This is a genomic window from Bacillus sp. MZGC1 (assembly GCF_002998605.1).
In the GTDB taxonomy this organism is placed as follows: Bacteria; Bacillota; Bacilli; order Bacillales; family Bacillaceae; genus Bacillus.
This window is the reverse complement of the sequence record NZ_PVRE01000009.1, coordinates 41,828-55,486: the sequence shown is the minus strand read 5'-3', so window position 1 is coordinate 55,486 and position 13,659 is coordinate 41,828. Positions and strand designations below refer to the sequence as shown.

At 42.4% G+C, this 13,659-nt stretch carries 14 protein-coding genes and 1 rRNA gene; all 15 read right to left on the bottom strand.

All coding sequences use genetic code 11. The features are described 5' to 3' along the window. Positions 1-130, bottom strand: a 16S ribosomal RNA gene (locus C6Y06_RS19475); the annotation flags it as partial. A 341-nt stretch (positions 131-471) separates the two neighbouring features. Continuing rightward, positions 472-1,971, bottom strand: coding sequence for a lysine--tRNA ligase (gene lysS, locus C6Y06_RS19470; RefSeq protein WP_106031948.1), 1,500 nt, complete (start codon positions 1,969-1,971; stop codon positions 472-474). Between the two features lie 90 nt (positions 1,972-2,061). After that, a complete protein-coding gene (gene dusB, locus C6Y06_RS19465; RefSeq protein ID WP_066031443.1) occupies positions 2,062-3,063 on the bottom strand; it encodes a tRNA dihydrouridine synthase DusB in 1,002 nt (333 codons plus the stop codon). After that, positions 3,056-3,289 (bottom strand): helix-turn-helix domain-containing protein, encoded by a 234-nt coding sequence (locus C6Y06_RS19460; protein ID WP_106037515.1) that lies wholly within the window; start codon positions 3,287-3,289, stop codon positions 3,056-3,058. The genes dusB and C6Y06_RS19460 overlap by 8 nt, the downstream gene beginning before the upstream one ends. Then, entirely contained in the window at positions 3,241-3,744 is a 504-nt protein-coding gene (gene folK / locus C6Y06_RS19455; RefSeq protein ID WP_066031444.1) for a 2-amino-4-hydroxy-6-hydroxymethyldihydropteridine diphosphokinase, read from the bottom strand. Before folK ends, C6Y06_RS19460 begins: the two co-directional genes overlap by 49 nt. Continuing rightward, a complete protein-coding gene (gene folB / locus C6Y06_RS19450) occupies positions 3,741-4,103 on the bottom strand; it encodes a dihydroneopterin aldolase (protein ID WP_034665765.1) in 363 nt (120 codons plus the stop codon). The genes folK and folB overlap by 4 nt, the downstream gene beginning before the upstream one ends. Then, a complete protein-coding gene (gene folP, locus C6Y06_RS19445) occupies positions 4,096-4,953 on the bottom strand; it encodes a dihydropteroate synthase (RefSeq protein ID WP_060595370.1) in 858 nt (285 codons plus the stop codon). Before folP ends, folB begins: the two co-directional genes overlap by 8 nt. 9 nt (positions 4,954-4,962) lie before the next feature. Then, positions 4,963-5,811, bottom strand: coding sequence for an aminodeoxychorismate lyase (gene pabC / locus C6Y06_RS19440; RefSeq protein ID WP_066031445.1), 849 nt, complete (start codon positions 5,809-5,811; stop codon positions 4,963-4,965). Then, positions 5,808-6,401: an aminodeoxychorismate/anthranilate synthase component II gene (gene pabA, locus C6Y06_RS19435; RefSeq protein ID WP_060595368.1), complete on the bottom strand. Its 594-nt coding sequence runs from the start codon at positions 6,399-6,401 to the stop codon at positions 5,808-5,810. The genes pabC and pabA overlap by 4 nt, the downstream gene beginning before the upstream one ends. A 13-nt stretch (positions 6,402-6,414) precedes the next feature. Further along, positions 6,415-7,833, bottom strand: coding sequence for an aminodeoxychorismate synthase, component I (gene pabB, locus C6Y06_RS19430; RefSeq protein WP_106037514.1), 1,419 nt, complete (start codon positions 7,831-7,833; stop codon positions 6,415-6,417). A 124-nt stretch (positions 7,834-7,957) separates the two neighbouring features. Beyond that, positions 7,958-8,881, bottom strand: coding sequence for a cysteine synthase A (gene cysK, locus C6Y06_RS19425; RefSeq protein WP_106037513.1), 924 nt, complete (start codon positions 8,879-8,881; stop codon positions 7,958-7,960). Positions 8,882-8,958: 77 nt separating this feature from the next. Next, complete coding sequence (locus C6Y06_RS19420) at positions 8,959-9,867, bottom strand: peptidyl-prolyl cis-trans isomerase (RefSeq protein ID WP_034665753.1); 909 nt, start codon at positions 9,865-9,867, stop codon at positions 8,959-8,961. A gap of 46 nt (positions 9,868-9,913) precedes the next feature. Next, positions 9,914-10,789: an Hsp33 family molecular chaperone HslO gene (gene hslO, locus C6Y06_RS19415; protein ID WP_060595365.1), complete on the bottom strand. Its 876-nt coding sequence runs from the start codon at positions 10,787-10,789 to the stop codon at positions 9,914-9,916. A gap of 15 nt (positions 10,790-10,804) precedes the next feature. Beyond that, positions 10,805-11,581 carry a type III pantothenate kinase gene (locus tag C6Y06_RS19410; protein ID WP_060595364.1) on the bottom strand — a complete coding sequence of 259 codons (777 nt, stop codon included), beginning with the start codon at positions 11,579-11,581 and terminating at the stop codon, positions 10,805-10,807. A 162-nt stretch (positions 11,582-11,743) separates the two neighbouring features. Next, positions 11,744-13,645, bottom strand: a complete 1,902-nt coding sequence (ftsH, locus tag C6Y06_RS19405; RefSeq protein ID WP_060595363.1) for an ATP-dependent zinc metalloprotease FtsH — start codon at positions 13,643-13,645, stop codon at positions 11,744-11,746. Positions 13,646-13,659: the final 14 nt, after the last annotated feature.

The following is a 13,659-nucleotide window of genomic DNA, read 5'->3' as shown; positions in this document are numbered from 1 at the left end:
AGGTTACCCACGTGTTACTCACCCGTCCGCCGCTAACATCCGGGAGCAAGCTCCCTTCTGTCCGCTCGACTTGCATGTATTAGGCACGCCGCCAGCGTTCGTCCTGAGCCAGGATCAAACTCTCCGAAAAAGTACAAAACCGAAGTTTTGTTTTTCGCCAGTTTGACTGACTACCTATGATGTTTCATAGGATTTTTTTATAAAAACTCGAATTAACAGGTACGTTTTGTCTTGTTTAGTTTTCAAAGATCATTTTCGTTATCGCTCGTAAGCGACTTTAATATCTTAACATTTCGCATCGGTTAAAGTCAAGAACTTTTTTCAATTTCTTTTTTAACCTCGTTGCTGTTTTGCGGCAACGAATAATAATATACCATCTTGATTCTTTCCTTGCAATAGTTTTTTAAAAAAAAATTTCATTTTATGAAAAATAAAAAGCACCATAGTTAAAATGGCGCTTTGAGTGATGTATTAACGGTTTCTCATTTGTGGGAAAAGCAGTACATCTCTGATTGATGGAGAATTTGTTAATAGCATGATTAACCGGTCGATACCGATTCCTAGTCCGCCTGTTGGAGGCATACCATATTCTAATGCTTCAACAAAATCGTCATCCATTAGATGCGCTTCGTCATTCCCTTCTTCACGTTCTTTTAATTGAGCTTCGAATCGTTCTCTTTGATCGATTGGATCGTTTAGCTCTGTGAATGCATTAGCATGCTCGCGGCGTACGATAAATAGTTCAAAGCGATCAGTGAAGCGAGGGTCTTCAGGATTTTTCTTAGCTAATGGAGAAATCTCCACTGGGTGTCCGTAAATAAATGTAGGCTGAACCAATGTTTCTTCTACTTTTTGCTCGAAGAACTCATTGATGATATGACCTACTGTCATGTTTTTCGTGATTTCAATTCCGTGATCAGCGGCATACTGCTTCGCTTCTTCAACAGACATCTCCTGCCAGAAGTCTACACCAGTTGCTTCTTTGACCGCTTCAACCATATGGAGTCTCTTCCATTCAGGCTTGAGATCAATTTCATCTTCTCCATATTGAATAGTGGTTGTTCCTAGTACCTCTTCGGCAATATGAGCAATCAGGTTTTCAGTTAGGTTCATGATGTCTTTGTAATCTGCGTAAGCTTCGTACAGCTCGATCATAGTGAATTCTGGGTTATGACGAGTTGATACACCTTCGTTACGGAATACACGGCCAATCTCGTATACTTTCTCTAGGCCACCGACAATCAAGCGTTTTAAGTGCAGTTCAATCGCAATACGCATATAAAGCGGCATATCCAGTGCATTGTGATGAGTAATGAAAGGACGTGCTGATGCACCACCAGGGATGCTGTGCATTGTTGGTGTTTCAACTTCTAGGTACCCTTTAGAATCTAAGTATCTTCTCATGGATTGAATAATCTTGCTTCGCATGATGAACGTCTGCTTACTTTCTGGATTTACAATCAGGTCAAGGTAGCGCTGACGATAACGTTGTTCAACATCTTTGAGTCCATGATATTTATCAGGAAGCGGGCGAAGTGCTTTTGTGAGAACCTCAAAGCTAGTCGCTTTAATTGAAAGTTCTCCAACGTTCGTTTTAAATACCATTCCTGTTACACCGATGATATCGCCTAGGTCTGAGCTTTTGAATAACTCGTAAGCTTCTTCTCCTACACTATCTTTACGAACGTATATTTGAATTTGTCCTTCTAAGTCTTGTATATGCGCAAAGCCAGCTTTCCCTTTTCCTCGCTTTGTCATCATACGTCCAGCGATTGTCACTTGGGCAGACTTTTCTTCTAAGTCTTCTTTAGAAAACTCATCATATTCAGCGATAATTTGTGCGGATTGATGAGAACGGTCATATCGTTCGCCGAATGGATCGATACCCTCTTCTCTCATTTTATTCATTTTGTCACGTCTGACCTGGAATTGGTCATTTAATTCTTCGTTATTAAGCCCTTCATTACTCATTTATATCACTCCAATAATGTATTTTGCAGAGAAAAGCAGAAAAACTGCCAGTACATGCACTAGCAGTGAGCTACAAAAAGAAAGATAGTCTTATCCTACTTTTATACTTTGAAGCTCTTTTGCCTCGGCTTCGATCGTAAAGTCATCAAGAACTTGTACCAGCTCCGCTCTCGTTTCACTTTGATTGATTTGATTTCTTACGTCCGCATTGCCTCGGACACCTTTTAAGTACCATGCTGCGTGCTTTCTCATTTCTCTGACAGCCACGTGTTCGCCTTTTAGGTCAATGAGTCTGTCTAAGTGAAGTTTGCACACTGACATCTTCTCACGTACATTTGGCTCTTCTTTTAGTTCACCCGTTTCTAAATAATGAACCGTTCGATAGATCATCCACGGGTTTCCTAGTGCGGCTCTTCCGATCATGACAGCATCTACACCTGTTTCATCAAGCATACGTTTTGCATCTTGAGGGGTTTTGACATCTCCATTGCCGATGACAGGGATGGAAACAGATTGTTTGACCTCTTTTATAATATCCCAATTCGCTGTTCCTTCGTACATCTGCACACGTGTACGTCCGTGAAGCGCAACCGCTTGTCCACCTGCTCGTTCAACAGCACGGGCATTGTCGATAGCGAAGATATGATCTTCGTCCCAGCCCATTCTCATTTTCACCGTAACAGGTTTATCTACAGCATCTACAACAGCAGAGACCATTTCATAAATCTTGTTTGGATCAAGCAGCCATTTCGCTCCTGCATCACATTTCGTAATCTTCGGTACAGGACAGCCCATGTTGATATCAATAATGTCTGCTGTTGTGTTCTGGTCTACAAACTTTGCTGCTTCAACGAGTGTGTCTTTTTCACCTCCAAATATCTGAAGGCTCAAAGGCTTTTCACGTTCATCAATGTATAGCATACCCATTGTTCTTGCATTGTTGATCAGGATCGCTTTGTCACTGACCATTTCAGCGCAGACTAAACCCGCTCCAAACTCTTTAACTGTCAGTCTGAAGGCAGAGTTGCACACACCAGCCATAGGCGCGAGCACCACTTTGTTATTAATGTCGATATCTCCGATTTTAAACATTATTTCCCCTCCTTCCTTCTTCAAGAATTGGCGAAAGTTCTTCCACCGTTATATTTAAAGCATCTGCTATTTGACCAACCAATTGGTTTGTTGGTAATCGATTGCCTCGCTCAATTTCTCCTAAGACAGAGACAGAGATGCCTAGTCTTTTCGCGAACCCTTCCTGAGTATACCCTTTTAGCTTTCGGTATGCACGAATTCTTCTACCCCACATGTCTTTTTCCATATGCTTACACCTTCTTGGTCTGTTACGGCATTTATTTGTACTTCGCCGATTCCTGGGCAAATCTCACTCATCGGAACAAGAACGAATAAACGTTCGTACATTCTAGGATGTGGTACTACAAGCTGTTCTGTTTCAATATTTTCACGATTATAAAGTAAAATGTCAAGGTCAGCCGTTCGCGGTCCCCATCTCACTTCTCTTGTTCTGCCTAACTCTTGCTCGATTTTCTGAGTAAGCACCAGTAGTTCATTTGGACGAAGCGAAGTGGAAATTTTCACAGCCATATTTAAAAAGTCATCTTGGTTTTCGTAACCTACAGGTGTTGTTTCATATATAGAGGAGATCAATTCTACTTGAACCTCTGGATGTTCGTGCAGTTTTTTGACAGCTTCTTTTAAATAGGTTTCCTTTTTACCTATGTTCGAACCTAAAGCGATGTATGCGGTATTGTTCATGTGCGTGATCTCGTCATTTCAATTGCAACGGACTGATAGTGTCCTGGAATTGGCGGATCTGGTTTGATTACCTTTACTGTACATTCCTGAACTGTCGGAAAGTCCTTTAACACTTGGTTCGCAATTCTTTCTGTCAGTGTTTCAACGAGGTTGACTGATTCACCTTCTACAATGCTTTTGCAGATTTGATAGAGCTCTGCATAATTAATGGTCTCATTGAGGTCATCAGTTTGTCCGGCTTTACTTAAATCAAGTGAAGCTGTTAAATCCACACGGAACCGCTGTCCTAATTTATTTTCTTCTGCAAATACGCCATGATAGCCGTAAAATTCCATTCCATTTACATATACTTTATCGATGATAAGCGCCTCCCTTATTCAACATGGCATCCATCATTTTTGCCATTCTTGCGATTTCTTTTACATCATGTACACGAACCATCGCACTGCCTTTTTGAATCCCAAGGCAGACCGTGGCTCCCGTTCCTTCAGTACGTTCTTCCGGCGGCAGGTCTAAGACAGCTCCGATGAATCGCTTTCGAGATGTAGCTAAGAGCAGTGGATACCCAAGGTGACAAAAATGTTCGAGCTCATTCATGACCATGAGATTGTCCTCTTTATTTTTCGCAAATCCTACACCTGGGTCTAATATGATCATGTCATCACGGACACCCGCTTGTTTTGCAATTTGAACACTTTCTTTCAAATCTGCGATCATATCTGAAATCAGATGTGTGTAGTTTCGCTCTGGCCGATTGTGCATTAAAATAATCGGCACATTGTGCTTCGCTGCCACATGCGCCATTTGAGGATCTGCCTTCGCTCCCCATACATCATTAATGATGGAAGCTCCAGCTTTCACCGCTTCATCTGCAACATGGGCTTTATACGTATCAATGGAAATCGGTACATCCAATTGTTTTGTGATCTTTTCAATGACGGGAATGACTCTTGAAAGCTCCTCTTGTTCTGAGACAAATGCCGCTCCTGGGCGAGTCGATTCTCCGCCTATATCAATGATATGTGCCCCGTCCTCTATCAGCTGGGCTGCATGAGCCAGCGCTTTATCCACTTGATTAAACTTTCCTCCATCTGAAAAAGAGTCAGGTGTGACATTTAAAATGCCCATGACCAATGTCTTTTCTTCATAACTAAGGGTGTGGTGCTTGGCTTGTATGATTTTAGGCTGTTTTATCACTTGTTGTGTCATTGTGTCCACCTACTCTTTATAATCTAGACGTTCTTTTGTATATTGTGTTCTCAATTTTGTTGAGAAGATCCGGCTGTTTTGAGGAAAGGAGATTTCCCCTATACTTCTGAAAGGCACAATCCCTTGAACAGAATTGGTCATCCATGCCTCATCAGCTGATAGCAAATGGGAGACTGTATATCGCCCTACTTTTAGTGAAGCCTCCATCGCTTGGAGTGTTTCGATACAATATCGACGAGTGACTCCATTTAAAATGCCTGTATCAAGTGACGGTGTATAAATCACATCGCCTTTTCGCCAAAATACATTGGAAGTAATTCCTTCTGCCACATCATTTTCTTTTGTTAAAAAGATACCTTCTAATTTCGGATCATTTCCCACTTCTCTTTTAGCCAGCAGGTTGTTCATATAATGGTGAGACTTAAGGCGCCTCGGACCTTCCGGGGTATTTCTCCTCGTTTGAAGAATGACTCCCTGTTTCTCATCTAAAACAGATTCGGGCCGGAATGGAGAGATCATGACAAACACGACAGGCTCTTCATAAGGATCTGCAGAAAATCCATTGCCCCTGCCCGCAGAAACATTGAAGCGAATTCTCGCGTGTCCACCGGCTATTTCGTTTTTATTTAGTAAGGTATGAATAATGTCGAGTACAAATGGTTTCTCTATTGTGGATTCGATGCAAAGGTCACGCAATGATTGATTGAGCCTTTCAAGGTGCCAATCTAACAGAAAGACTTGTCCTGCCAGGCTGGTAAATGTTTCGAATACACCGATGCCATATAGAAAACCATGATCAAAAGGAGAAAGAGTCGCGTCTTTCTCCTCTATATACTGACCGTTCAGATAAATGATCATGCGTTTACTTCATGCCCCTTTTTACGATAGGTTTCAATGAAATTTTTAAGCATTTCTTTTCCGAACGACGTCATAATCGATTCAGGATGAAACTGTACACTTTCAATCGGCAGCTCTTTATGGCGAATGGCCATGAGCTCGCCTTCCTTTGTGCTGGCTGTTGCGTCAAAACACTCCGGCAGCGTCTCGTTTTTGACAATTAATGAATGATATCTCGTTGCGACAAGCGGATTTTGGAGTCCAGTGAAGACACCTTTTCCGTCATGAGCAATCTCTGACGTTTTACCATGCATTAAGCGTTCTGCACGAATGACATCCCCGCCAAAAACTTGCGCGATGGATTGATGACCTAGACACACACCGAAGATCGGAATACTTCCCGCAAAGTGCTTGATCGCCTCCATACTAATTCCCGCTTCATCTGGACTGCATGGCCCCGGGGAAATCATGAGAAAATCCGGCTTGAGTTCTTCGATTTCTTGAATGGTTACTTGATCATTCCGTTTCACGATCAATTCTTCTCCAAGCTCACCTAAATACTGGACCAAGTTGTACGTAAATGAATCATAATTATCAATCATTAATATCATGCTCTGCTCACCTCTAACTCAAAATAGTCTCTTCTTTGCTCAACTGTAATGCTTTTTTCACTGCATAGGCTTTTTTAATCGATTCTTTGTATTCGTGCTTTGGTACAGAATCGATGACGATCCCAGCACCCGACTGCATAAAGGCTTTGCCTTCAGTGCAGTACGCCGTACGAATGACGATGTTAAAGTGCATATCTTGATTGAATCCAAACCAGCCTATAGATCCAGTATAAAGCCCACGCCTTGTCGGCTCAAGCTCTTCTATGATTTCCATTGTTCTCACCTTTGGAGCACCTGTAATTGTTCCGCCTGGGAATACAGCTCTCATGACATCTACTGCATCACAATCATTACGCAGTTCCCCTTGTACGTTGGATACAATGTGCATCACGTGTGAATATTTCTCAATCGCCATAAATTCGTTCACTTTTACTGAGCCATAAGTAGACACGCGTCCAAGGTCATTCCGCTCAAGATCCACGAGCATCACATGCTCTGCGCGTTCTTTTTCATTTTCAATGAGCTCTTTTGCCAGCGCTTGATCCTCAGCGTCGTCTTTGCCTCTTGATCTTGTACCCGCAATCGGTCTTGTTTCTAATTGATTCCCCTTTTTCTTAATAAGCAGCTCTGGAGATCCACAAACAATCTGGAAATCAGGCGTGTGCAGATAAGACATATACGGAGATGGATTGACTTGACGTAACGTTTTGAATAAATCATACGGATGTGTGTGGAGCTGTTCATCTTGTCTGATGGATAAATTCACTTGGAACACATCACCGCTTGCGATATATTGTTTAATTTTCTCTACTGCTTCTCCAAAGGTTTCTTCGGTAAACGGTGCTGCTGGTACAAATTCTGCAGAAGATTCATGAACAGGAGATTGCGCTGATTCTTCTGAAGAGCTTGTCCACTTTCGCTTCAAATCTTCGAGTCTTTGATGAGTGTCACTCACAGGTTCCGTTCCTTCTGTGTGAGTGATCAGCCACAGCACGTTTTCTTCATGATCAAAGACCGCAACATCATTAAATACGAGAAAATAAAGATCAGGTGTTTTCAGGTCATCAATGGACAGCATTTTAAAATGCTCGATATATCTTGCATAATCATAGCTTAAAAATCCAATCGCCCCGCCTTGAAAATCAGGATATTCCTCATTCATTTCGGTTTGAAGGGTTTGGAACCAATCCGTAAACGCTCTGAATGGATCGCCTTCTTTGAACAGCACCTCATCTTGATAATGGATGGTTGTCATCCCGTCTTTCCCCTTCGCTTTAGCAACCGGGTCAATGCCAGCAATGCTGTATGAACCGCCGCGAGCACTTTCAAGAAGAACATGGTGTGTTTCGCCAGCAGTTAATTGTTCGTATCTTTTTAGGAAAGCATCTTTCGTAAAAGGAATTTTGATGCCCATCGGCCTGCGTTGTGTCATGTTATCATCCTTTTTCATTTTCATTAATCTTATTGTAATGCAATCCAATTTATTTAGAAAATAGTATTTGCTTTCCATCTACAGATTTCATAAAAAAACCCCAGCAAATGCTGGGGTAATTGGTTTAATCGAATTGATAAAGAGGTGTACTGAGATAACGCTCCCCATTACTTGGGATGATTGCCAGAACCTTTTTCCCTTTACCAAGCTTCTTCGCTGTTTGAAGTGCTGCGTAAATAGCTGCTCCTGAAGAAATACCGCCAAGGATCCCTTCCTCTTTCGCTGCTTTTCTTGCAAGCTCAAATGCATCTTCGTTTTTCACTTGGATAATACCGTCATATACTTCCGTGTTCAAGATTGAAGGGATAAAACCTGCTCCTATCCCTTGGATTTTATGCGGGCCTGGCTTTCCGCCTGATAATACAGGAGAATCTGTCGGCTCTACCGCATAAAGCTGAATCGATGGGATGGCTTCTTTTAGGACTTCACCAGCACCCGTAATCGTGCCGCCCGTACCAACACCTGCAATAAATGCATCAAGCTCGCCGTCAAACTGTTCAAGAATTTCTTTTCCTGTAGTACGACGGTGAATCTCCGCATTGGCTTCGTTGCTAAATTGTTGAGGCATGAAGTAACCATGCTCTTCTGCCAATTCTTCTGCCTTTTTAATGGCACCTTTCATTCCTTCTGCACCTGGTGTTAATACAAGCTCTGCACCATAAGCGCGTAAAAGGTTGCGGCGCTCCTGACTCATTGTGTCTGGCATCACTAGAATTGCGTTAATTCCTTTAGCTGCCGCTACCATCGCAAGACCGATCCCTGTGTTTCCGCTTGTTGGTTCAATGAGCGTGTCGCCGGCTTTTAAAGTACCTTTCGCTTCAGCATCTTCGATCATCGCTAACGCAATACGATCTTTTACACTGCTGCCCGGGTTCATATATTCAAGTTTCAAGTAGACATCCGCACTGTCTTCATCTACTAAACGGTTTATTTTAACGACTGGTGTATTTCCTATTAGTTCAAAAACTGAATTTGCAATACGAGCCATCACTAACACCTCTATCTCCGAGTAATTTTATTGCATTAATATTAAATTATCAATTTCAAAAAATTTTGTCAATGCTTTTAGTCCTGCTCGCCATCGTAAAACCATGTGACTTTTGCTTCTTTCCACAGGGTTTTGACATTCGCCTTTTCACCTAGGTCTTCCATGGCAATCTGCCTTTTGATCTGATCTTTGACTTCTTCATAAGAGAAGGAGCGGCCATCTAATTTTTCTTTTAGTTGAATAATGGCATACCCGTTTTTGGTCTCGATCGGTTCTTTTGTCCATTCGTCTGGCTGAAGCTTTTGAGCTTCCTGTATGTATAGGGCTGGTATACTTTCTTGTTCTTCTGTCACAAACCCAAGATCTCCGCCATATGGAGAGGTGTAGCGGTCAATGGAGCGTTCAGCTGCCACCGCTTCGAAGCTAGATCCGCCTTTCAGATCCTTCAATACATTTTCAGCTTCGCCTTTTGTCTTCACGACGATATGACGAATACGGTATGAATCATCATATTGATATAAGTCCTTGTTTTTTTCATAAAAGGATTTCGCTTCTTTTTCAGAAACGACAGCATCTCTCGTTAAAAGCTGCTCTAATAAAATTTGATAACGAATCTGTTCTTTCCATTCCTTTTCACTCGTATGTCCATCTTCGTAGAAATTATTAGATACCGCTTTAAGCATGAGCAATTCACGATTGATCTCTTTTGAAGACACCTCAAGCTTGTTTTCTTTCGCAAGCTGATTGACCACCTTCTGATTAATCATTTGCTCAAGTGTTGCCTTGCCATAGCGGTCTTCCATCTTCTTTAACCATTCTTGACGCGTCACCTTCTCTTTTCCAATCGACGCAATTTCTTCACCGCTCTTCCCATTTGAAGAAGCCTGTGACATTTGCGACTTTGTTAATACATATGCAATGACAACGGCATTGATCATAAGCAACACGAGGATAAATGTCCATACCACTCTTGCTTTTAGTCTCATTTTTCGTCTCCTTTCCATTCTAAAAAGAAAACCCGCTGCTTAGAGCTTAGCGGGTTATTTCTTCACGTAGCTCTTCTAGCTCTTCTTTTGTAAATACATACGTTTCGTTACAAAAATGGCATTGAGCTTCTGCTTGTCCGTCTTGTTCAATCATGTCGTCAATTTCGGCTTTCCCTAGGCTGATAATGCCATTAGCAAAACGTTCTTTTGAGCAGTTACAAGAGAATTCGACAGGTACAGTTTCTAAAATTTGAGGTTTTTCTCCTAGTACTTCTTCTAAAATTTCTTCTGGTGTCATCCCTTTTTCAATGAGTTTAGAAATAGGTTCAATGGTTGAGAGCCGCTTTTCTAGTCTTTCGATGACAGCATCTTCTGTTCCAGGCAGCAATTGAATGATGAAACCGCCTGCTGCAAGGATCGAGTTATCTGGATTGACCAGAACCCCTACGCCTACAGAGGAAGGCACTTGCTCAGAAGAGACAAGATAATAAGTGAAGTCATCTCCAATTTCACCTGAGACGATCTCCGTTTGTCCTGTAAAGTGATCTTTCAGTCCGATATCTTTGACAACACTCAACGTTCCAGATGTCCCGACTGCACGTCTGACATCCAGCTTGCCATGTTCATTTAAGTCAAAGTGGACTTGTGGGTTTGAGACATATCCGCGCACCTGACCTTTTGCGTTTCCATCAGCAATGATGGCACCGATTGGTCCACCGCCTTCAATTTTGACCGTTAGCTTATTTTCGCCTTTCAGCATAGCACCCATCATGACTGTAGCTGTCATTGTTCTGCCAATCGCTGCTGATGCTGTTGGCCATGTATGGTGCCTTCTTTGTGCTTCGTTGATTGTATCTGTTGTGTTTGCAGCATATGCTCGGACTTTTCCGTCATATGCTAACGCTTTAACTAAGTGATCCATTCGATTTTAAACCTCCTATAGTACACCGACACGATTACGTTCATAAATAAGTTGAAGTCCTTTTAATGTTAAGAACGGATCGACAATATCAATGCAGTCTGATTCATTTCCAATCAATGTTGACAAACCGCCTGTTGCAATGACTTTCGGTGTTTGTTTCGCTTGCTGCTTCATCCGTTTCACTATTCCCTCGACTTGCCCAACATATCCATAAAGGATGCCGGATTGCATCGCACTAATGGTGTTTTTTCCAACAATGTGATCTGGACGGACAATTTCAATTCTCGGCAGCTTCGCCGCTCTTGTATATAAAGCCTCTGTTGAGATGGTAATACCAGGTGCAATTGCCCCACCCATGTATTGTTTTTGTTCATTGATATAGCAGTAGGTTGTCGCTGTGCCAAAGTCTACCACAATGAGAGGTGCCCCATATAGGTGAATCGCCGCTACTGCATTCACAATTCGATCAGCCCCGACTTCCTTTGGATTGTCACACATAATGTTTAATCCAGTCTTCATTCCAGGCCCTACAATTTGGGGTGTTAAGTGAAAGTACTTCTCGCACATTCTTTCTAGTGCAAACATCATTGGCGGGACAACAGACGAGATGATAATTCCTTCTATTTGATCAAACATCAGCCCCACATAATCAAATAAAGACCTGATGGCCATACCAAATTCGTCTTCTGTTTTATGACGGCTTGTTTCAATTCGCCAATGGTAGTTTAGATCGCCGTTATGATAAACACCTAAAACGGTATTTGTGTTTCCTACATCTATCACGAGTAACAACTTCATCACCACTTTGAATAGTTTCTCAAAAAGAGCATTTTTCGACTTTCTATCATACCATACACGAATTGAGTTCCATTTGTAAACAATTCGAAACCGATCCATTTAGGAATCGAAATAAAAAAAGCTGCCGGTGATCCCGGCAGCTTTCACAGAAGGAGATTAGATCTCCTCATCTTCTTTTTTCTTGATGTTCACTTTCACATCATCGTTTTTCTCTTCGTCATCTGCGTATACACGCTCTGGAAGCTTTCCAGTTTCGTAAAGAGATTTAATTTGCTCAGCATCTAATGTTTCAACTTCTAAAAGGGCCTGTGCGATGATTTCTAGCTTATCTTTATTCTCAGTGAGAATTTGTTTCGCACGTTCGTAGCTGTCCTTGATGAAACGCTGAATTTCTTGGTCAATCTCGTAAGCAATGGCTTCACTATAATTCGGCTCGTTGTTAAAATCACGGCCTAGGAACACTTGACCACCTTGTGCTTGACCGAACTGAAGTGGACCAAGCTTATCAGACATACCGAACTCAGTAACCATTTTTCTTGCAATGCCTGTTGCACGCTGGAAGTCGTTGTGAGCGCCTGTGCTTACTTCACCAAACGTAATTTCCTCTGCAACACGACCGCCGAGCAAGCCGACAATTTTATCAAGAAGCTCTGGCTTCGTTTGGAAATAACGGTCTTCTCTTGGAAGCATGACCGCATATCCGCCTGCCTGACCACGAGGAACGATCGTTACTTTATGCACCATGTCCGCTTCGTCTAGGATAAGTCCAATCACAGTATGACCTGCTTCATGGTAAGCCACGATATTACGTTCTTTCTTCGAAATGACGCGGCTTTTCTTCGCCGGTCCAGCGATGACACGGTCAGTCGCTTCGTCGATATCACGCATATCGATTTTCTTTTTGTTATGACGGGCAGCAACAAGCGCTGCTTCGTTTAGTAAGTTCTCAAGATCTGCTCCAGAGAACCCAGGTGTTCTGCTTGCAATGGCTTTCAAGTTCACTGTATCATCAAGCGGTTTGTTTTTCGCATGAACCTTCAGTACTTCTTCACGGCCAATGACATCTGGTCGGTCAACCGTAATTTGACGGTCAAAACGTCCCGGACGCAGCAATGCAGGATCTAGGATATCTGCACGGTTCGTCGCAGCAATGATAATAATACCTTCGTTCGCACTAAAACCATCCATTTCAACAAGAAGCTGGTTAAGCGTTTGTTCACGCTCGTCATGACCACCGCCAAGACCGGCTCCACGCTGACGACCCACTGCATCAATCTCATCAATAAAGATTAAGCAAGGTGCATTCTTTTTCGCATTTTCGAATAAATCACGTACACGTGATGCACCGACACCGACGAACATCTCGACGAAGTCAGAACCACTGATGCTGAAGAAAGGAACGCCTGCTTCTCCTGCAGATGCTCTCGCAAGCAATGTTTTACCTGTACCTGGAGGTCCTACTAGTAAAACCCCTTTAGGTATTCTTGCGCCAAGCTCCGCAAATTTACGTGGGTCCTTTAGGAATTCAACCACTTCTACAAGCTCTTGCTTTTCTTCATCTGCACCGGCAACATCTTTAAATTTCACACGTTTCTTCTCTTCTGTGTAAAGCTTCGCCTTACTCTTACCAAAGTTCATAACACGGCTTCCACCGCCCTGAGCTTGGTTCAATAAGAAGAAGAACAGGATAAAGATGATGATAAACGGAATGATGGTGGTCAGAACTTGCAACCATCCATTTGTTTCAGGTGCTGGTTCTACTTTTACATCTGTATTCTTCAGTGCACTGTAAATCTGGTCAACACCTTGACCATCTGGAACATGGGTAATGAAGTATTGATCTTTCTTCGCGCCATCTAATTGACCACGAATTTCATAAACCCCTCTTACAGGCTGAATGGAGATACTCTCCACTTTTCCCGCACTTAGATTTTGCGAAAATTTGCTGTAAGACATGTTCTCAGGCTTTTGATTAGGGGATCCTAACCAACTGACTACCCCTATCACAAGTAATAAAATAAGTATATAAAAAATCGTATTACGAAAAACCCGATTCATTCCTTACCTCCTCC

Coding starts and splice junctions, on each gene's coding strand:
- lysS (WP_106031948.1), bottom strand. CDS start 1,971: ATGAGTAATGAAGGGCTTAATAACGAAGAATTAAATGACCAATTCCAG.
- dusB (WP_066031443.1), bottom strand. CDS start 3,063: ATGTTTAAAATCGGAGATATCGACATTAATAACAAAGTGGTGCTCGCG.
- C6Y06_RS19460 (WP_106037515.1), bottom strand. CDS start 3,289: ATGGAAAAAGACATGTGGGGTAGAAGAATTCGTGCATACCGAAAGCTA.
- folK (WP_066031444.1), bottom strand. CDS start 3,744: ATGAACAATACCGCATACATCGCTTTAGGTTCGAACATAGGTAAAAAG.
- folP (WP_060595370.1), bottom strand. CDS start 4,953: ATGACACAACAAGTGATAAAACAGCCTAAAATCATACAAGCCAAGCAC.
- pabC (WP_066031445.1), bottom strand. CDS start 5,811: ATGATCATTTATCTGAACGGTCAGTATATAGAGGAGAAAGACGCGACT.
- pabA (WP_060595368.1), bottom strand. CDS start 6,401: ATGATATTAATGATTGATAATTATGATTCATTTACGTACAACTTGGTC.
- pabB (WP_106037514.1), bottom strand. CDS start 7,833: ATGACACAACGCAGGCCGATGGGCATCAAAATTCCTTTTACGAAAGAT.
- cysK (WP_106037513.1), bottom strand. CDS start 8,881: ATGGCTCGTATTGCAAATTCAGTTTTTGAACTAATAGGAAATACACCA.
- C6Y06_RS19420 (WP_034665753.1), bottom strand. CDS start 9,867: ATGAGACTAAAAGCAAGAGTGGTATGGACATTTATCCTCGTGTTGCTT.
- hslO (WP_060595365.1), bottom strand. CDS start 10,789: ATGGATCACTTAGTTAAAGCGTTAGCATATGACGGAAAAGTCCGAGCA.
- ftsH (WP_060595363.1), bottom strand. CDS start 13,645: ATGAATCGGGTTTTTCGTAATACGATTTTTTATATACTTATTTTATTA.